The 18,286-nt window shown below is 71.0% G+C and carries 17 protein-coding genes and 1 pseudogene; 8 read left to right on the top strand and 10 right to left on the bottom strand.

The features are described 5' to 3' along the window. A complete protein-coding gene (locus EDD90_RS56750; protein ID WP_260327609.1) occupies nucleotides 1-1,854 on the bottom strand; it encodes a 3-hydroxyacyl-CoA dehydrogenase NAD-binding domain-containing protein in 1,854 nt (617 codons plus the stop codon). A 353-nt stretch (nucleotides 1,855-2,207) separates the two neighbouring features. Here EDD90_RS56750 and EDD90_RS03795 point away from each other — a divergent pair, with 353 nt between their 5' ends. From EDD90_RS03795 to EDD90_RS03785, 3 genes are read left to right on the top strand one after another with little or no spacing between them, the layout of a single operon-like run. Beyond that, nucleotides 2,208-3,485 (top strand): acyl-CoA dehydrogenase family protein, encoded by a 1,278-nt coding sequence (locus EDD90_RS03795; protein ID WP_123971736.1) that lies wholly within the window; start codon nucleotides 2,208-2,210, stop codon nucleotides 3,483-3,485. A gap of 20 nt (nucleotides 3,486-3,505) precedes the next feature. Then, on the top strand, nucleotides 3,506-4,723 hold the full coding sequence (locus EDD90_RS03790) for a CaiB/BaiF CoA-transferase family protein (RefSeq protein ID WP_123971735.1): 1,218 nt from the start codon (nucleotides 3,506-3,508) through the stop codon (nucleotides 4,721-4,723). Between the two features lie 34 nt (nucleotides 4,724-4,757). Further along, a complete protein-coding gene (locus tag EDD90_RS03785) occupies nucleotides 4,758-5,537 on the top strand; it encodes a crotonase/enoyl-CoA hydratase family protein (RefSeq protein ID WP_260327607.1) in 780 nt (259 codons plus the stop codon). A 5-nt stretch (nucleotides 5,538-5,542) separates the two neighbouring features. Here EDD90_RS03785 and EDD90_RS03780 read toward each other — a convergent pair whose 3' ends face one another. Next, nucleotides 5,543-6,805 carry a CdaR family transcriptional regulator gene (locus tag EDD90_RS03780; protein WP_123971734.1) on the bottom strand — a complete coding sequence of 421 codons (1,263 nt, stop codon included), beginning with the start codon at nucleotides 6,803-6,805 and terminating at the stop codon, nucleotides 5,543-5,545. A gap of 145 nt (nucleotides 6,806-6,950) precedes the next feature. On the opposite strand from EDD90_RS03780, the gene EDD90_RS03775 reads away from it, so the two are divergent. Continuing rightward, nucleotides 6,951-8,450, top strand: a complete 1,500-nt coding sequence (locus tag EDD90_RS03775) for a long-chain fatty acid--CoA ligase (protein ID WP_123971733.1) — start codon at nucleotides 6,951-6,953, stop codon at nucleotides 8,448-8,450. A gap of 197 nt (nucleotides 8,451-8,647) precedes the next feature. On the opposite strand, the gene EDD90_RS55080 is transcribed toward EDD90_RS03775, so the two are convergent. Next, a complete protein-coding gene (locus EDD90_RS55080) occupies nucleotides 8,648-8,815 on the bottom strand; it encodes a hypothetical protein (protein WP_185148902.1) in 168 nt (55 codons plus the stop codon). A 280-nt stretch (nucleotides 8,816-9,095) separates the two neighbouring features. Between EDD90_RS55080 and EDD90_RS03770 the strand changes: the two genes are divergently transcribed. Further along, nucleotides 9,096-9,593 (top strand): MarR family winged helix-turn-helix transcriptional regulator, encoded by a 498-nt coding sequence (locus EDD90_RS03770; RefSeq protein WP_123971732.1) that lies wholly within the window; start codon nucleotides 9,096-9,098, stop codon nucleotides 9,591-9,593. Between the two features lie 261 nt (nucleotides 9,594-9,854). Here EDD90_RS03770 and EDD90_RS03765 read toward each other — a convergent pair. Next, nucleotides 9,855-10,482 (bottom strand): annotated as a pseudogene (locus EDD90_RS03765) (alpha/beta hydrolase). 101 nt (nucleotides 10,483-10,583) lie between these two features. Between EDD90_RS03765 and EDD90_RS56745 the strand changes: the two are divergent. After that, complete coding sequence (locus EDD90_RS56745) at nucleotides 10,584-10,838, top strand: hypothetical protein (protein ID WP_260327606.1); 255 nt, start codon at nucleotides 10,584-10,586, stop codon at nucleotides 10,836-10,838. A 185-nt stretch (nucleotides 10,839-11,023) separates the two neighbouring features. Here the strand turns inward: EDD90_RS56745 and EDD90_RS56740 are convergent, their stop codons facing one another. Beyond that, nucleotides 11,024-11,218 carry a hypothetical protein gene (locus EDD90_RS56740; protein WP_260327604.1) on the bottom strand — a complete coding sequence of 65 codons (195 nt, stop codon included), beginning with the start codon at nucleotides 11,216-11,218 and terminating at the stop codon, nucleotides 11,024-11,026. A gap of 292 nt (nucleotides 11,219-11,510) precedes the next feature. Continuing rightward, nucleotides 11,511-11,900 carry a cold-shock protein gene (locus tag EDD90_RS03755; RefSeq protein ID WP_123971731.1) on the bottom strand — a complete coding sequence of 130 codons (390 nt, stop codon included), beginning with the start codon at nucleotides 11,898-11,900 and terminating at the stop codon, nucleotides 11,511-11,513. Between the two features lie 207 nt (nucleotides 11,901-12,107). Here EDD90_RS03755 and EDD90_RS03750 point away from each other — a divergent pair, with 207 nt between their 5' ends. Next, nucleotides 12,108-12,908, top strand: coding sequence for an SAM-dependent methyltransferase (locus EDD90_RS03750; RefSeq protein WP_123971730.1), 801 nt, complete (start codon nucleotides 12,108-12,110; stop codon nucleotides 12,906-12,908). Between the two features lie 222 nt (nucleotides 12,909-13,130). Here EDD90_RS03750 and EDD90_RS03740 read toward each other — a convergent pair whose 3' ends face one another. The 4 genes from EDD90_RS03740 to EDD90_RS03725 form a co-directional block, all read right to left on the bottom strand. Continuing rightward, nucleotides 13,131-14,270, bottom strand: coding sequence for a glycosyltransferase family 39 protein (locus tag EDD90_RS03740; protein ID WP_123980844.1), 1,140 nt, complete (start codon nucleotides 14,268-14,270; stop codon nucleotides 13,131-13,133). A gap of 113 nt (nucleotides 14,271-14,383) precedes the next feature. Further along, nucleotides 14,384-15,514, bottom strand: a complete 1,131-nt coding sequence (locus EDD90_RS03735; RefSeq protein ID WP_260327603.1) for a dolichyl-phosphate beta-glucosyltransferase — start codon at nucleotides 15,512-15,514, stop codon at nucleotides 14,384-14,386. Nucleotides 15,515-15,582: 68 nt separating this feature from the next. Further along, entirely contained in the window at nucleotides 15,583-16,152 is a 570-nt protein-coding gene (locus EDD90_RS03730) for a hypothetical protein (RefSeq protein ID WP_123971729.1), read from the bottom strand. A 10-nt stretch (nucleotides 16,153-16,162) separates the two neighbouring features. Then, on the bottom strand, nucleotides 16,163-16,669 hold the full coding sequence (locus EDD90_RS03725; RefSeq protein ID WP_123971728.1) for a SigE family RNA polymerase sigma factor: 507 nt from the start codon (nucleotides 16,667-16,669) through the stop codon (nucleotides 16,163-16,165). A 210-nt stretch (nucleotides 16,670-16,879) separates the two neighbouring features. On the opposite strand from EDD90_RS03725, the gene EDD90_RS03720 reads away from it, so the two are divergent. Continuing rightward, nucleotides 16,880-18,232: a hypothetical protein gene (locus EDD90_RS03720; protein ID WP_123971727.1), complete on the top strand. Its 1,353-nt coding sequence runs from the start codon at nucleotides 16,880-16,882 to the stop codon at nucleotides 18,230-18,232. Nucleotides 18,233-18,286: the final 54 nt, after the last annotated feature.

Genomic DNA, 18,286 nt, shown 5'->3' with positions numbered 1-18,286 from the left:
TCAGGGCAGCACCGCGCGTGCGATGCCCGTGAGGTTGCCCTGTGCGGCGAGGATCTCCTTGCGGTCCGAACCGTCCAGGCCGGCCGCGTAGACGCTGCCGCCCAGGTCGGTCGCGTACATGTGCCGGCCGTCCGGGTCGAGGGCGATGCCGATGCCCTCCATCAGATGGGTCAGGAGGATCTCGGACGTCCACTCTCCGCCCGGCGGGTCCATCGGCGAGCGGTTCACGGTGTTGCCCCGCGGCGGGTCCCCGCGATCCGTCCAGTACAGCATGTGCCCGTCGAGGTCGAGTTCCAGGTCGATCGGTTCCGGCAGCCCGTCGAAGAGCACCTCGATGTCGTCGCGCCCGGCCGCTGTCTGCCCGGCCGGCAGGTCGATCCCGGCCCGCAGGATCTTTCCGAGACCCGCGTCGCTGGGACCCTTCTGGGTCCAGTAGAGGTGGCCGCCGACGGGGTCGACGGCGACGCCCACGCACCACTTCGTCTCGTCGCGGCGGTCGTCGTCCCCCTCCCCGGTCTGCACGAGGGTCTCGACGCCGGAGCCGTCGAGGTCGCAGCGCATCACGCGCATGCCCTCGCGGTCGCACCAGTACAGCTTTTGGTCGGTGGCCTCGAAGTGGAGCTGCTTCGGGGTGTGCGTGACGCCGTCCGGGACGATGGTCGTCCGGTTGCCGCCGTCCAGGTCGACGCGCTCGATCGAGCCGTCGTTCTCCGGGGGAATCCCCATGTTCGTCCAGTAGACGTGCCCGGCGGCGACGTCGACGGCGACCCCGTCGGGGATCCTGCAGCCGGTGACCAGGACGTTCTTGTCGGAGCCGTCGGAGTTCACGGAGAAGAGCCGGCCACCGCCGCTGGCCTCCAGCACGAACAGTCTTACCTGGTCGTGGGGCACGGTCACGGCGCTCGCGGAGCCGGCCGTGTCGTGCCGGGCGCGGACGGCCAGCAAGGCCGAGAGCATCTCGTCGCGCCCGGCGGCCAGCTCGTCGACCGAGTGGCCGTTCGCCTCCCGGAGCACACCGCTGACGATCGTCTCCGCGAGTTCGGGCGTGAAGTCGGGGGTGCGCAGGTCCTTCCAGGACGCGACCATCAGGGGCATCAGGGTGTCCATGAAGTGCTGGATGCCGCCCTCGCCCCCGCCCAGGTGCCACAGCAGATGGGGGCCCATGACACCCCAGCGCAGCCCCGGCCCCCAGGAGACCGCGTCGTCGGAGTCGGCCACGTCGAGCACGCCCTCCTGGACCAGGTAGACGACCTCGCGGTACAGCGCGACCTGGATGCGGTTGGCGACATGCCCGGGCAGCTCCTTCTTCAGATGGATCGGCTTCTTCCCGACCGACGCGTAGAAGGACATGACGTCCCGGACCGTCTCCGGGGCCGTCCTCGTGCCGCCGACGACCTCGACCAGCGGGATGATGTGCGGAGGGTTGAAGGGGTGGCCGATGACGGTCCGTTCCGGGCGCCGGCACCCGGCCTGGATCTCGCTCATCGTGATGCCCGACGAACTCGACGCGATGATCGAGTCCGGTGGTGTCGCGTCGTCGAGGTCGGCGAACAACTTGACCTTCAGCTCTGGGCGTTCGGGCGCGTTCTCCTGCACGAAGTCGGCGTCCGCGACGGCCTGACGCATGTCGGCGGTGAAGCCCAGACGCTCCTGCGAAGCGCCGGGAGCCAGCCCGATGGAGGCGGCCGCGTCCCATGCCGCCGCCACGTACGACCGCAGGGCCGCTTCCGCGGTGGGCGAGGGATCGGTCGCCGTGACGTCGAAGCCACGGACGAGATAGTGCGTCGCCCAGCTGGCACCGATGGTGCCGGTCCCGACGATCGCCACGCGGTGGACGGGCCTGTGCGATGTCATGGCTGATCACTGCTCCTGAAGTCGGCCACGGGTGGCGGGGGAGGGAACGACGGCCACAGCTCAAGCCTCGGCCGGCAGGGAAACCGGCGCATCGGGCTGCGCGCCCAGGATTCGAGCGCGTCCTTGGTACCGCGGTACAGGGCACCCGGCCGGTACCCGGCCCGGCACTGCAGGGCACCCCGCTCGGCGAAGCGCCGTGTCGGCGGGCGCGGAGAGCGCCTCACCGGCCGATTGGTACAAGGGCACCAAATCGGCGGACAATGTGGTGTTCCGCGCCCAGTGGTTCTGCCCCCGCGCCCTCCTAGCGTCGTTCGCACCGACCCCATCGGATCCCCGATCGGAAGGAACGGCACATGAAGGCGACACACGGCGCAGCGGTCGGCCGGGACCACGCTGTCGCGAGCCCCGACGGGAACTCGTCCGGGGTGGAGCCGCCCGTTCTGGGCGGACCGGAGTTCTCCGACTACTTCCTTCTGGACAACCTGCTCACCGACGAACAGCGCGCGCTCAAGAAGAAGGTCCGCGAGTTCATGGACCAGGAGGTCATACCGATCATCAACCCGTACTGGGAGCGGGCGGAGTTCCCCTTCGAGCTGGTGCCCAAGCTGGCGCAGCTGAACATCGCGGGCTTCCAGATCGAGGGGTACGGCTGCCCGGGGATGAGCAATGTGACGGCCGGCCTGGTCATCCTCGAACTGGCCCGGGGCGATCTGAGCGTCTCGACGTTCACCGGCGTCCAGTCGGCCCTGGCCATGATGTCGATCGCCCTGCATGGCTCGGAGGAGCAGAAGCAGCGCTTCCTCCCGCCGATGGCACGGCTGGAGAAGATCGGCGCCTTCGGCCTGACCGAGCCCACGCACGGCTCGGACGTGGTCAAACTGGAGACGACCGCGCGCAAGGACGGCGACTCCTACGTCATCAACGGTTACAAGAGATGGATCGGCAACGCCTCGTTCGCCGACTACACGATCATCTGGGCCCGTGGCGACGACGGGCACGTGGGCGGCTATGTCGTCGAGAAGGGCATGCCCGGGTTCGAATGCACGGTCATCAAGGGCAAGACGGCGCTGCGCTGTGTGCAGAACGCACAGATCTCCCTCACCGACGTCCGGGTGCCCGCCGACAACCGGCTGGCGAACGCCCAGACTTTCCGCGACACCGAGAAGGTCCTGCTGGCCTCGCGGTTCTGCGTCGCCTGGGAGTCGCTCGGCGCCGCCATCGCCGGTTACGAGACCGCCCTGGCCCACGCCAAGCAGCGCAGGCAGTTCGGGATGCCCCTGGCCGCCTTCCAGCTCATCCAGTACCGGCTCTCCCGGATGCTCGCGGACATCACCGACATGCTGTGCATGCAGTTCCGGCTCAGCCAGTTGCTGGACGAGGGCGACTACTCGATGCCCCGGGTCTCACTCGCCAAGATGCACTACACCGAACGGGCCCGGGCCATCCTCGCCGACGCCCGCGACATGCTCGGCGGCAACGGGATCGTTCTCGACTACCACGTGGCCCGGCACCTGTGCGACATCGAGGCCATCGACACCTACGAGGGCACCGACACCGTGCAGGCACTGATCGTCGGCCGTGACATCACCGGCTTCAACGCCTTCGTGCCCGTGGCGCCCAGCCAGCACTGACCGCAGGACGAGGAGTCGTCATGAGCAGCACGCCCCTCCTGCAGGGACTGCACGTCGTCGATCTCGCGAGCTTCATCGCGGGGCCCGCCGCGGCCACCATCCTCGGTGACTTCGGCGCCGACGTCGTCAAGGTGGAACCACCGGGCGTGGGCGATGCCTACCGTTCGCTCAGCCGCATGCCACCGAACCCCCGGGTCGAGGGGGTCAACTACCCCTGGCAGCTGGACAACCGCAACAAGCGCAGCATCGCGCTCAACCTGAAGTCGCCAGGCGCCCGCACCGTGGTCGAACGACTGGTGACCTGGGCGGACGTGCTGGTGACCAACTTCCCGCCGCGCACCCGCGCCAAGCTGGGCCTGGACTACGACGACCTGGCCTCCCTCAACCCGCGACTGGTCTACGCCGATGTCACCGGCTTCGGCGAGGAGGGGCCGGACGCGAACCTGCCCGGGTTCGACGTGACCGCCTTCTGGGCCCGCAGCGGCCTGATGGACGTGACACGTCAGCACGACGCGCCGCCGGCGATCAACGCGTTCGGATCGGGCGACCACCCGACGGCGATCACCCTGTTCGCCGGGATCATGACCGCGCTGTACCGGCGGGAGAAGACCGGCGAGGGCGCACGGGTGACCGCCTCACTGGTGGCCGAGGGTGCCTGGTCGGCGGGCATGTGGCTGCAGGCCGTCCTGGTCGGAGGAAAGGCCCCCCGCCCGCTCGACCGGACCGATCCGCCGAACGCGCTGGCCAACACCTACCGCACCGCGGACGACCGCTGGCTGATGCTGGCCTTCGCCAACGAGGACAAGCAGGTCCCGCTGTTCCTCGAAGCCATCGGCCACCCCGAGGCCGCCCAGAACCCGCGCTACGCCGACTCGCAGAGCCGCCGTGCCCATGCCGCGGAGATCGCCGGCCTGCTGGACAAGACGTTCGCGGCCCGGCCGCTGGCCGAGTGGCGCCAGGTGCTCGACGCCGCGGGCCTCACCTACGGGGTCGCCCAGACGATCGAGGAGTTCGCCCACGACCCCCAGCTCGTGGCCAACAAGATCCTCGTGCCGATTGACGACGGCAGCGCGGAGCCGCACCTGACCATCGACAGCCCCGTGCGGCTGGACCAGGAGCAGAAGGTCCGTCCGCGCCCGGCCCCCGACCTGGGCGAACACACCGAGGCGGTGCTCCGCGACATCGGGTTCGACGCCGCCGGGGTCGAGGAACTGCGCACCGCCGGTGCCGTCGCCTGAAGTCGTCCGAAGCCACAGTGAAGGGAGACACGTCATGACCACGGGCATGAACACACCGACCGTACGGACCGAGGAGATCGACGGCATCTTCGTCATCACCATCGACCGGCCGGCCGCCCGCAACGCCATAGACGGGGCCACCGCACGGGCCCTCGCGGCCGCCATCGACACACTGGAGGCCCGTGACGACCTCAGGGTCGGCATCCTCACCGGTGCCGGCGGCGTCTTCAGCGCCGGCATGGACCTGAAGGCCTTCGCGGCCGGGGACAAACCCATCGTCGGCGCACGGGGCTTCGCCGGTATCACCCGCGCCCGGATCACGACCCCGCTCATCGCCGCCGTCGAGGGCTACGCGCTGGGCGGCGGCACCGAGATGGCGCTCGCCTGCGACATGATCGTGGCCGCACGCGACGCCACCTTCGGGCAGACCGAGGTCCGCTACGGTATCGTGCCGCCCGAAGGCGGCATGGTACGTCTGCCGGAACGCATCCCGCACAACATCGCGCTCGAACTCCTCCTCACCGGCGGGAAGCTGCCCGCCGAGCGCGCGGAGCGGTTCGGTCTGGTCAACGAGCTGACGGAACCGGGCCAGGCACTGACGAGGGCCCTGGAGCTGGCCAGCAGCATCGCGCTCAACGCACCCCTGGCCGTCGAGGCGGTGAAGCGTGTCGTCAACGAGCGGCGGGCCTTCAGCGACCAGGACGCCTTCACCGACCAGGACCTGATCGCCGAACCGGTACTGGCCTCCCACGACGCCCAGGAGGGCGCCCACGCCTTCGCGGAGCACCGCCAGCCGCACTGGCAGGGCAACTGACGGCGTCAGGCCGGCTCGGTGCGCAGAAGGGTCGAGCCGAGGTACCGGACGGCCCGCAGCGCTATCTCGAGATCGGTGTGGCCTGCCTGGACCGGGCGGCCCATGATCTCCTCGGCTTTCCGGATGCGGTACTGGACGGTGTTCTTGTGCAGGATCTGGGCGCTGGCGGTCGCGGTGTAACTGCAGCCGTGGTCGAGGAATATCAGGGCCGTCTCCCGCAGCCGCGCGCTGTTCTCGTCGTCGACGGCCAGCGGACCCAGGGCGCTCCAGACCCACGACCGCATGTCGTCGATGTTCGTGGCCATCAGGGCTATGGGGGCGACGGTGGAGAAGTCGGTGAATCGAGGAATGGGATCCGCCGCCGCGGCGAGTTCCTGTGTGCGCAGTGCCTGCCGGTGACTGGAGCGGAATCCCTCGATTCCGTACCCCACGTCCCCGGCGCACACATGTACCGAGGAATCGCTGTTCTCAAGGGCGTTCGACAGTTGTTCCAGGGGTGCGTCGGTGTGTGAGCCGAGCGGCAGCCAGATCCAGGACAGAATCGCGTCCCGGGGAACGAAGAGCGGCCTCGCGGAACAGGAGATCCGATGGGCCAACTCGTCCGCGGTCCGGTGCAGCCGGGCGATTCCCTCGCCCCCGTCCGTCAGCGTGGGCAACCAGGCCACCAGCCCCAGGTGGTGCTGACGCAGACGGTAACCGAGCGACGGCTCGACCCGGTTGAGGTCGACATCGTCCTCGGCGAGCACGTCCCGCACCCGCGCGGCACGCGCCGCGGTCTGGCTGAGCAGCCAGTTGTCGCGTTCGTGCTGGTAGACCAGGATGGCGTGCTCGGTGACCCGGTCGATGTAACCGAAGCTCACCCTCAGCATGCGCCGGCTGGTCGCGGTGTGCAGGTCGTCGTCGGCGTTCTCGCGGTTGAGTTCGTCCAGGCACCACTGCAGAAAACGCCAGTGCCCCAGCCGGTAGGCCCTGACCATCGCGCTGAGGGGGATACCCCGCTGGGCCAGCCTCCTGGCGTATTCCAGAGCGGCCGCCGGCCCCTCGATCTTCTCCAGCGGAATGTCGTTCTCGAATACGTGCAGCAATGTGGCGACGTTTTCCGCGATGCTGGCCTGCAGGATTTTCACGACGGTCGAGTCGCCCCGCAGCTCCGGGATCTCGGCAAGAACATACTCACCGATGTCACGGCTGACGTCCGGGAGGCGTGACCCTACGTTCTCCGCGACCACGGAAAGTTGCTTCACGGCATCGGGACGCTCCGCAGCCATAGAGGGAATCCTACAGTGTGCCTCGTAATCCCTCTGCTTTGGTCCGATGGCACCAATTCCCGGGGGAAGGTCGTATTGAGCGTCCAGTGGCCGTTCCGCGGTCCAGGCCTAGCCTCTTACCCGGTCACGACGGAAAGGAGCGGACATGAACCTCGCATCCCACCTGGTGAGCAGCGCCCGGACGTATCCGGACCGCCTCGCGCTCCGCCTGGGGGACGCCGCCGTCTCCTACCGGGAGCTCGACGAGCTCAGCGCCCGCACGGCCGGACTGCTCCGGGAGCGCGGTGTGCGGCCAGGCGACCGGGTCGCGCTCATGCTGCCCAACGTGCCGGAGTTCGCCCTCGTGTACTACGGCGTCCTGCGGGCCGGTGGCGTCGTGGTCCCGATGAACCCCCTGCTGAAGGCCCGCGAGATCGACTACTACCTCGACGACTCAGGGGCCCGGCTGCTGTTCGCCTGGCACGACTTCGCCGACGAGGCACACGAAGGCGCACGGCGGGCGGACGCGGAGGCGGTCGTCGTCGGTCCCGGCGCCTTCGACGAACTGCTGCGGTCCGCAACGCCGTTGGACGAACCGACGGTGCGTCAGCCGGACGACACCGCGGTCGTGCTCTACACCTCGGGTACCACCGGTCGGCCCAAGGGCGCCGAACTGACCCACGCCAACCTCGCCCAGAACTGCCACATCGCGGCCACCGAAGTGTTCCGGCTCACCCCCGACGACGTGATCTTCGGCGGACTGCCCCTGTTCCACGCCTTCGGGCAGACCTGCACCCTCAACGCCGCCGTGACCTCCGGCGCGTGCCTCACGCTGCTGCCGCGTTTCGACGCGGCCAAGGCGCTCGCCGTCGTCGAGAAGCACGGGGTCACCGTCTTCGCCGGGGTGCCGACGGTGTACAGCAGGCTCGTGCGCCAGCCCGGCAAGGAGGCCTACGACGTCTCCCGGCTGCGCGCGTGCCTCGCCGGCGGCGCGGCGATGCCGGTCCAGGTGCAGCAGGACTTCCGGACCGCGTTCGGCTGCGCCGTACTCGAAGGCTACGGACTCTCGGAGACCTCGCCCGTCGTCTCGGTCAACACCCTGCAGGCCGGGCCCAGGCCCGGTTCGGTCGGCATCCCGATCCCGGGTGTCCAGGTGCGGCTGGTCGACAACGGCACGGAGGTACCGCAGGGGGAGACCGGCGAGATCACGGTCCGCGGGCACAACGTGATGAAGCGCTACTGGAAGCGCCCCGAGGAGACCGCTGCCGCCATCCGGGACGGCTGGTTCCACACCGGCGACCTCGGCCGGGTGGACCGGGACGGCTACCTCTGGATCGTCGGACGGAAGAAGGACGTGATCATCCGGGGCGGGTACAACGTGTACCCCCGCGAGGTCGAGGAAGTGCTGTACGAGCACCCGGCCGTTGCCGATGCCGCGGTCATCGGCATTCCCGACCCCGATCTCGGCGAGGAGGTCGGCGCGGCGGTGGTGCTCCGGCCGGGGGCCCGGACGACGGCCGAGGAACTCCGTGAGTACGTCAAGGGCCAGGTCGCTGCCTACAAGTACCCGCGAAAGGTGTGGATCGCGGACACCCTGCCCAAGGGGCCCACCGGCAAGATCCTCAAGACGGAGATCGTGCCGCCGTCCGGCCTCGGCCGGCGGTGAGCCGGGCGACAGGCGCCGGCCGAACCGATCGAGGCCCTCCGGATGATCTGCTCGGTGTCCGTGCCGGATCCACCCCGAGGGCGGTGAAGGGCGAACTCACGCTCTCCGGCGGGTGGGTGACAGGTCATCACCGGAGTGCGGTGATTCACATCGGCCAGGCCGGCCGCGTGCCCGACGGACATGGCGCGACGCCCTCCCTATCGGCCCCAGGTGATCCGGCCCGGGGGCGGCCCGGGCTCATCGACCGCCGTGACCTGCTCGCCGCCCTGGACGCGTACCGCCTGGAGGAGGCGCAGGCGCACCTGGAGGTCGCCCGGTCGTACGCCGCCACGGCACCGGCCCGACTGCCGGCACCGGCTGCGCACGGCCGTCGCGTTCCCTGGACCTGCTGCCCTGTCGATCCACGTCGAGCTCGTCGCCGTGGACCATGGACGCCGCGGGCGGCGCCCGCGCGACGGCGACCTGCCCATCCGGGCCGGTACGGCCCCGGCACCCGTCCGACGTCGCAGAGGGAGTGAGACGTGAGGGTCGCGGATCACATGAAGGGACAAGTGATCCGAGGGGGACCGCGCGGCACGCGACCCGGTGCCCGGACCGGCGGTTCCGGCCCGCCGACCGCCGTGTCCCGGCTGGTACGCTCCCGAAATGACCACCCCCGACACATCGCGGCCGGCCGACGAGCATGCCGACCTGTGGCTCACACCGGCCGAACTGGCCTCATGGATGTCGGTGGTGCGGCTGATCACCCGGCTTCCCTGGGCCCTGGACGCCCAGTTGCAGCGGGACGCGGACCTCAGCATGGTCGAGTACATGGCCATGGCCATGCTGGCCGAGGCGCCCGAGTGGACCCTGCGGATGAGCACCCTCGCGGAGGAGACCAACTCATCGCTGTCCCGACTGTCGCACCTGGTGAAGCGGCTGGAGAAGCGCGGTTACGTCCGGCGTGAACCGGACCCGGCCGACGGGCGGTTCACCAACGCCATCCTGCTGCCCGAGGGCATGCGGAAACTGGAGTCGGCCGCGCCCGCGCATGTGGCCAACGTCCGTCACCTCGTCGTGGACAACCTGTCTCCCGAACGGCTCCGCCGGCTCGGCCAGGATGCCGAGCGCATCCTCCAGCGCGTCGACTCGCCGGTGCGCTGAGCGCATCACGACGACTTGAACATTACGGCGATCCACGCGGTCCGGTAGCAGACCGCGGGCGGCTGCTGCCCGCGTCCCGCGTCCCCGAGTTCCTTCAGCAGCAGGGTCAGCGTGGCGAGGCGCTCGGGGCCGAGCAGCTCCTCGATCCAGCGGCTCGTCTCCCTGGCCTGCTCGCGGCCCAGTGCCGCGTGCTCGTGCCCGGCGGGGGTCAGGGCGATCAGCTGGCGACGGCAGTTGAGTTCCTACGAGCGGATCGCCCGGTCAGGCGGTGGCCGCGCCGGCGGCCCGCCTGATGAAGGCGGCCACCTCGGCCGGCTTGGAGACGTAGACGGTGTGGCTGCCGCCGGTCTCGGTCACCGTCGCGCCGGCCCGCTCGGCCATGGTGCGCTGGACCGGCGGCGGGATCATACGGTCGTCGGTGGCGACCAGGTAGAAGCTGGGCCTGGTGCGCCAGGCGGGCCGGGTGACTGTCCCGCCGAGGGCTTCCAGACCCCACGGCACCTGGGAGTCGGCCAGGAACCGGGCCTCCTCGTCCGGCAGGTCCCCGGCGAAGGAGGCGCCGAACTTCTTCCGGTCCAGGAAGAGGAACCCCTCCCGCGGGGGGCAGGATCGGCGGCACGGGGGCGCCAGGCGCGGGGTCGGCGATCAGGGTGTTCACGGACTCGTCCTTGTCGGGCGCGAACGCCGCGATGTACACGAGCGGGCTCACCTCGTCGTGGTTGCCCGCCTCGGGGATCACCGGGCCACCGTAGGAGTGGCCGACCAGCACGGTCGGGCCGTCCTGCGCGTCGAGGGCCATCCTGGTCGCGGCGACGTCGCCGGCCAGCGAGAGCGTGGGGTTCTGTACGACGGTGACGCGGTAGCCGTCGGCGCGCAGCACGTCGTACACGCCCTTTTAGTTTGATCCGTCGACGAATCCGCCGTGGACGAGGATGACGTTCTGTGCTTCGGGGACGATGCTCATGATGTCTTTGCTCCTTCCTGGGGTGGGTGCTCGGGCGTGCGGGACGGCGGTCGTCGTGGGGGGCCGACGCGACGGGGCACCGGGGTACGGACGTCAGCCCCTGGGACTCCAGCAGGCGCCGCTGGGCCCGCTCCGGGTACACCTTCGTGAAGACGATCGGGGCGGCGAGGCCGATGACATGGGCGCTGATGCCCACCCACACCGGGGCGTTCACCGCGTTGCCGATGGCCAGGACGACGGCGATGAAGGTGAAGCCGGCCCCCCAGGCGCTGGTGATGTAGTTGTTGACCTGGACGAACTCCGGCATGTCCCAGTACTCGCGCGGGTCTGGCGCTTGGCGATGCCCAGCGTGAAGGGGCGGCGGATCGCCAGCGAGCCCCAGGCGGTGGCGGCCGGCCAGACGAACGAGATGACGTCGGAGTGTGCTGGAGCGACTACTCCGGGTCCGCGACGGAGACGGCGCCGGTCACGACGAAGTCACGATGGTGCCGGCCTCCAGGATCAGCGCGTCGAGGTCGACGCCCCGACGGCGGTCCTGGAGCAGGAGCAGCAGACCCGAGACGACACCGCTGACCGCACCCCAGCGCCAGTCGACGAAGCCCGACGCGACACCGGCGACGATCCAGGGGGCGAAGCCGCGTAGATAAGCCACAAAACCCATTGAGTGTTCCTTGCTGAATGGATTGGACGGCCTCGGAAGGGGGTTGCTCCGTTGCTCCGCGACCGTTCGGTGAACCGACGCGGACTAGATGCACGGGGCGCGCCAAAGTTCGAGGATGGAGGTGCGGCCCTCGTCACATCTGGGTTTCGGTGATCGCGCAACGGCCCTGTGCCTGGGCCGTGTTCATCGTCTCGGGCGCGGGGCAGCCCTGCCTTGCCACGCCGTCCGAACGCAGACGGGCGGCCGCTCCGATCGCATCACGCGATCGGAGCGGCCGCCCGCGGCGGTCGGGTCAGCCCTCGATCCACCCGTGGTTCTTCGCGAACTGGGCCAGTGCGCCCCGGACCCGCACGATCTCCTCGGCGGTGAGCGTGGGCGCCGAGGCCAGCAGCGTCTCGGTGACCTCGCGGGTGAACTCGTCCGCGCTGAGCAGGTCGCACAGCGAGTCGTCGTCCGGGCCGAGCGTCCGTACGTCGGCGCCCCGGGCGAGCCGGACGCCGGAGGCCTTCGGGCCGCGCTCACCGCTCTCGATCTCGAACTCCACCGCGACACCGGGGCGGACGTACGACTCCGACATCTGCATGTCGTTCACATGCAGGAAGACGTCCTCTCCGCCACCGTCCGGGGCGATGAACCCGTACCCGCGCGAGCTGTCGAACCGCACCACACGACCGGTAACCATGTGAAACCCCCAACCAAACCGGACCACCTGCCCGGACACCTGGACCAGATGGTAGTCAAGACGGTCCCGGACGGGCGACACCGGCCTGAGGCACGTCCTTCTCGTGCCGGGAACTCGGTGCGCGGGCACGGAAGTTGATCTGTAAAGTTGTCGCCGGCCGTCGGTGTGCCAAGGGGTGCCGGAGCGGTCGTCGAGATGGGAGCGCACGTGACGCAGGACGGCACCGGGGCCGTGGAGATCGACACCAGCAAGCCGCATCCCGCGCGGATCTACGACTACCTGCTGGGCGGCAAGGACAACTACGAGGTGGACCGCAAGGCCGGCGACCAGCTCGGCACCCTCGCGCCCGAGGTGTACGCCTCCGTGAAGGCCAACCGAGCGTTCCTGCAGCGCGCGGTCCGCTACGTCGTCGAGAACGGCGTCCGCCAGATCCTCGACGTCGGCACCGGGCTGCCCACCTCGCCGAACGTGCACGAGGTCGCCCAGACCGTGGCGCCGGACGTGCGCGTGGCGTATGTCGACAACGACCCGATCGTGAAGGCGCACGCGGACGCACTGCTCAGCCGGGCGGGCACGACCAGCATCATTCTCGCCGACCTGCGCGATCCGCAGTCGATCCTGGACCATCCTGAGGTCCGCCGGGTCATCGACTTCGGCCGGCCGGTCGCGCTGTTCCTCGTCGCCATCCTCCACTTCATCCCCGACACGGACGAGCCCGAGCGGATCGTGGCCACCCTGCGCGACGCGCTCCCGGACGGCAGCTTCCTGGTGCTCTCGCACGCGACGAGCGACTTCGTCGGCGACCGAACCGAGGCCCAGGCCGTCTACAACAACGCGACCGCCACCATGAACCTGCGCTCCCGGGACCGGGTCGAGCGGTTCTTCGAGGGGTTCGACCTGGTCGAACCGGGTGTGCTCCAGGTGCCGTTCTGGCGCCCGGACGCCACCCCGCCGGCCGGATCCGAGGAGCTCGGCTTCTACTGCGGAGTGGCCGTCAAGAAGAGCTGAACGCCGGGGTGCCCGAGTCCGGCTAGGTCCTGTCGTCAAATTCCCGTCGTCGCCCGGAGGGCGGCTCCGCGGCGTCAGGTGCGTGCTCTGGGGGTCCCCCCGGCCGAAGGCTGGGGGAGTGCCGGGCCCTGACCCTCGTACTGGATGTACTTGGGTCTGGGCCCGGTGCGGCGACAGTGCGTGCATGGCGTCGCGGGGCAGGCGGGAATTTGACGACAGGGCCTAGGGCACCCCCAGTTCGAACAACGCGTATCCCGCGTACGAGCCCGAGGCCAGTGCCGCGATGCCCAGCACCAGGCACTGGCAGGGCAGGCTGACGCGGCGCAGTGCGACCGCGAGCGGGACGAACAGCGGGAACGCCGGCAGCAGATAGCGGGACACGTTCGCGAAGTACTGCTGGCTGCCCAGCACCAGAGCCAGGGTGAGCACCGTGTGGACGACCAGCACCGCCGGCGGCCGCAGCCGGAACAGCAGTGGCAGCAGTGCGAGGTCCAGCAGCACGACACCGACCCCGATGACGTCCGCGAAGGGGAGCGCGAAGAGATACGAGAAGTGGCCCACGGGGACTGACGTCAGGACGTCCAGGGTCTGCTTGCCGTAGTCGAACTCGTGCCCCCACGCGCCCGACTGGAGCTTGAAGTAGCCGCCGTAGTCGCCCATGCGGTGGCCCACCCAGCCCAGATAGCCGAGCAGGCCCAGCGGGGCCACGAGCATGGCGGTCAGCGGACGCGCGGCACCGTCCTCGCGGCGGCGCAGCGCGAGCAGGGCGGCCAGGGCCAGCGCGGCGATCAGCGCGGCGGCGGTGGGGCGGTTGAGACCGGCCGCGAAGGTCAGCACACCGGCGGTGAGCCAGCGGCGGGTCAGCACGGCGTACAGGGCCCAGGCGGCGAGGGCCACGTACAGCGAGTCGGAGTACACCGCCCACTCCACGCCGGAGCCCGGCCACACGGCCCACAGCCCGGCCGCCGCCAGCCCCGCCCGCCGGCCCGCGAACCAGGCGGCGACGGCGAAGACGCCCAGCGCCGCCGCGAACGAGGCCACGACCGACACCAGCAGTCCGGCACCGAACGGACCGAGTCCCGTGACCTCCATCGCCAGCCGCATCAGCGCCGGGTAGAGCGGGAAGAACGCGGCCGAGTTGCCCTGCAGATCGATCATGCCGGTGGCGCCGGGTACCGGAACCAGCTGCGGGTGGTAGCCGTGCAGTGCGATCTGCTGGTACCACCAGCCGTCCCAGGTGCCCAGCACGTCCCAGGTGTGCGCGCCGCCCCCGAAGCGCGGATGCTTCTTGCGGAAGTCCCCGGCCGAGTCCAGCAGATACATGAAGGAGCCGAAGCCGATCAGCTTCAGGATGCCGTACATCGCGAGTGCCGGGCCGTAGCGGCGGACGCGCCGCCGGAAGCCGGGCGCCTTCGGAAGCCGGGTGCCGGGAACCGCCGGCAGGGCGGCCGGGGGCGTGATCTCCACGGGTGTGGTCATGAGGCCGCGGACCCCGTCCGGTTCCGCCCGAACGCCGACGCCAGCACGAGGGACAGCCGGGCGGCGGCCAGTACGGCGAGTTCGGCGCGGAGCCCGGCGCCGGGCACCGTGTGCCGCAGGGCGGCGAGCGAACCGGCGGTGAGGGCCAGCCGGGTGGCCAGGGCGGGCAGCGGAAGCAGACCGAAGACCGTCTGCCCGGCCACCCAACAGATGAGCAGGGCAAGCGCGTTGGCCACCTGCGCGTCGGCGGCCGGGCGCAGCGCCGCATACAGCAGGAGCTGCGCGAGAGCCGTCACGGCCGCCGGAACCGCCAACCTCCCCGGTCGCCGCGGCAGCACGCCCCGGGCCAGCGCCCGTCCGAGCCGCGCGATGCCGCGCAGGTCGGCGAGGGCCGTGGAGACGAGCGCGACCCGGCTGTCCGGGTCGTCCACCCAGTCGACCGGCACTTCGTGGATCCGCAGCCCGGCCCGCTCCGCGACCACCAGCAACTCGGTGTCGAAGAACCACTCGGAGTCCCGCACCAGCGGCAGCAGTTGTCCGGCGGCCTCCCGTCGTACGGCCTTGAACCCGCACTGCGCGTCCGAGAAGCCCACCGAGAGGGTGCAGCGCAGCAGGATGTTGTAGCAGCGGGAGACGATCTCCCGTCTGGGGCCGCGCACCACCCGGGAGCCGGGCGCCAGCCGGGTGCCGATGGCGAGGTCGCAGTGGCCCGAGAGCAGCGGGGCGACGAGCGGCAGCAGCGCCGTGAGCCCGGTCGACAGGTCCACGTCGAGATAGGCGACGACGGGCGCCGACGATCTCGACCAGGCGGCCCGCAGCGCCCGGCCGCGCCCCTTCTCGGCCAGCCGTATCCACTCCACCTCGGGCAGTTCGTCGGCCAGCCGGGCCGCGATGAGGGGAGTGGTGTCGGTGCTGGCGTTGTCGGCGACGGTGATCCGGAAGGGGTACGGGAACGACTCCCGCAGATGGGCGTGGAGCCGTCGAACGCTCGGCTCGAGGTCCGTCTCCTCGTTGAACACCGGGACGGCCAGGTCCAGGACCGGTTCGCCGTCGTGCCGCGCCGGGGGCGGCTGGGGAGCCGGCACCGGAAGCGTGGCCTGCGGAGGTTTCATGGTGTTTTTTCGCATTCGTACTCTTTCTCGGGGCGCGCCGAAGGCGCACCCGGCGATGGGGTGGATGGCGGGGGAACCGCTCGCTAGCCGGCCGAGCCGGCCGCTGCCGACGCGCCGCCCGACGGGTCGGCCCCCTCGGTCACGGGCGCCGACGGCGGCGAGGTGGTGGCGCTCGAACCCCCGGAGGGGCTCCCGGACGCGCCCCTCGACGTGCCCTTCGTCGTACCGGTGTCGGGGGTCGACGTCGCGGACGGGGGTGCCGAGGAGGAAGCCGGACCGCTGCTCGTGGCCGTCGGCGTGGCGGGCGGCGCGGTGGTGCCGGTGGGCGGTGGCGCCGAGGTCGTGGCCCCGGAGGACGGGACGGTGGGGGAAGGGCCCGGCCCCGGGGCCGTACTCGTGCTCGGGCCGGGGCTGGTCGCGGGCCACGGGTGTGGCGCGCCGGGCTCGTCACGGGTGCCGGAATGGGGCCACAGGAAGAGACCGAGGCCCAGCCCCGCCACCGCGAGAACACCGCCGGCCGCCCGCTGTGCCGCCCGGACGCGCCGCCGCGCCTGCACACCGGCCCGCAGCCGGTCCCGGTGCCGCGGCTCGAAAGCCGTCGACCCCCGGTCGTCGTGCATCAACTGCGTCAACTGCCGCTCGAAGTGATCCATGGCTTCTCCCTCACCTCACCGGCTCGATGGCGTCGGACAACAGCTCACGCAGCCGGGCCACACCGCGCGCCGCGTGCGACCGGGCGGTGCCCACCGGGCACCCCAGCACCTCCGCGACCTGCCGGTCGGGCAGGTCCTGGTAGTAGCGCAGGACGACCGCGGCCCGCTGGCGCGGGGTCAGCAGCGCGAGCGCCGCCTCCAGACGCGACCGCTCGGCGACGATCGCCGACATGTCGCCGGCCGCCGCGACCTCCGGCAGCTCCTCCACGGGACGCTCGCCCCACCAGCGCCGCCGGGCCGAGCGGGCGGCCGCGCGGGCGAGGACCTTGCGGACGTACGCCTCCGGCGCCTCGTCGGCGATCTTCGGCCAGACGAACCACAACTTGACCAAGGACTCCTGCAACAAGTCCTCGGCCCGATGCCGATCGCCACCGGTGAGCAGACGGGCAAGATGGAACAACCCCGACCAACGGGCCGCCACGAACTCGTCGTACTCAACGGCCCGAGCCTGCTCCATTCCCACGGTCCCCGCTCTCCCCGGCTGCCTACACCTGGGAAAAGACTCTGGGACCCGCAGAACGCTGCACTTGATCAAGGTGATCCGCGTCACGTGCGGGCCCGGTCCGTAATTGCGTGGCCGAACGCGGCGGGCGCGCCGTATGCTCCCCGCGATGACCACTCACTCCGATGACAGATCGGGGGTCCCGTCCGCGCAAGGTGATTGCTGATGGGCACTCATATCGCGAACGAGGACACCCGCCTCTCCCGCTGGCAGCGCGTGCGCGAGTTCGCCGTGCCGCCCACCATGATCGAGACCGCGACCGCCCGCCGGAACGCCGGGGACTGGGCCGGGGCCTGTGCCGCCGCCCATGTCGACGTCGATCTCGACCTCGGCGCCCTGACGCGCACCTGGGGCCGGGACATGAGGGACCGGATCCGTGCCGACCTGCGCCGGCTCGCCCCCGACCTGCTGCGCTGGCACCTGCCGAGGATCGCCCCCGACGGGCTGCTGCGCCCCGGACTGACCATGCCGCTCGCCCGTTACGACGCCGGGACCCGTTCCGATGCCGGGAAAGGCGCCCTGCACCTCGTGGTGCGGACACCGCCGGCCTGGGCGGACGCCGGACAGCGGATCAGCCTCGCGCTCTGGGACGGCACACTGGGCGAGCCCGCCGCCCGGGAGCATCCGCATCCACACCCCAGCCGCCGGTTCCGGTTCGACCTGCACCGCCATCTCTGGGACGCCGGCGCCGCCGGTGAACTGCGGACCCGTTCGGGCGCCGACCAACAGCCGGGCGCCGAACCGTCGTTGTGCGCCACGGGCCGATGGGCGGACGAGGCCCGGATCGTGCTCCGCGCCGAAGGGCGTCAGAGCGGAACGGTCACCGTGCGGCTGGGCGGGCGGCAGCGGATCGCGCTGCACCTCGCGGCCGACGGAACGACGAGCACCGGCCGGGACACGGACACCGGCGCGCTGCCCGTCCTGCCCGACGCGGCCACCTGGACCCTCCCCGACCTGGAGCTGCTGCGCGCCGGGCTGATCGACGCGGACCGGCTGCATCCGCTGGTCGCCGCCGCGCTCGTCCCCGGGTATCTCCCGTCCGGTCGGGCGGTGCGTCCCGACCCGGCCGGGCAGGCACGCCTGGTGGACTGCCGGGGCGCCCGGCACCGGATCGGCATGGTCGACGGGGTGCTGTCCCCGCTGGACCACTCCCCGGACCAACTGCGGCGCGAGGAACTGCTGGTGGCGCTCGGCGGCCCGCCGCTGCCCTGCCTGCGGGTCATCGACGAGGCACACCGCCGTCCCGACTGCCTCACCGGAGTCCGGGAACGCCTCGACCACGGGGACATGGCCGGCGCACTCGCCGTCGTCGAAGAACTGCTGGGGCCCGAAGCCGTGCTGCGCGACGGCCCGTTGCGGGACGAACTGGAGGCGGCGGCGCGACGGCGCGTCGCCTACGGCCTCTACCGGGCGGGTCTCGCCGGATCCCGCAACGGGCCCGTCCGGGCCCGGCGACAGCGGCGCAGCCGCCGCCTCCGCGACCCACGCCCGGGCCCACGCCCCGCCACCTGGCGCTGACACGGATCTGCTGCTGACGTACCTCCACTGCTGACACTGCTGACACTGCTGACG

The organism is Streptomyces sp. Ag109_O5-1 (genome assembly GCF_003814875.1).
Taxonomy (GTDB): Bacteria; Actinomycetota; Actinomycetes; order Streptomycetales; family Streptomycetaceae; genus Streptomyces; species Streptomyces sasae.
This window is presented reverse-complemented; position numbering and strand designations above follow the sequence as displayed.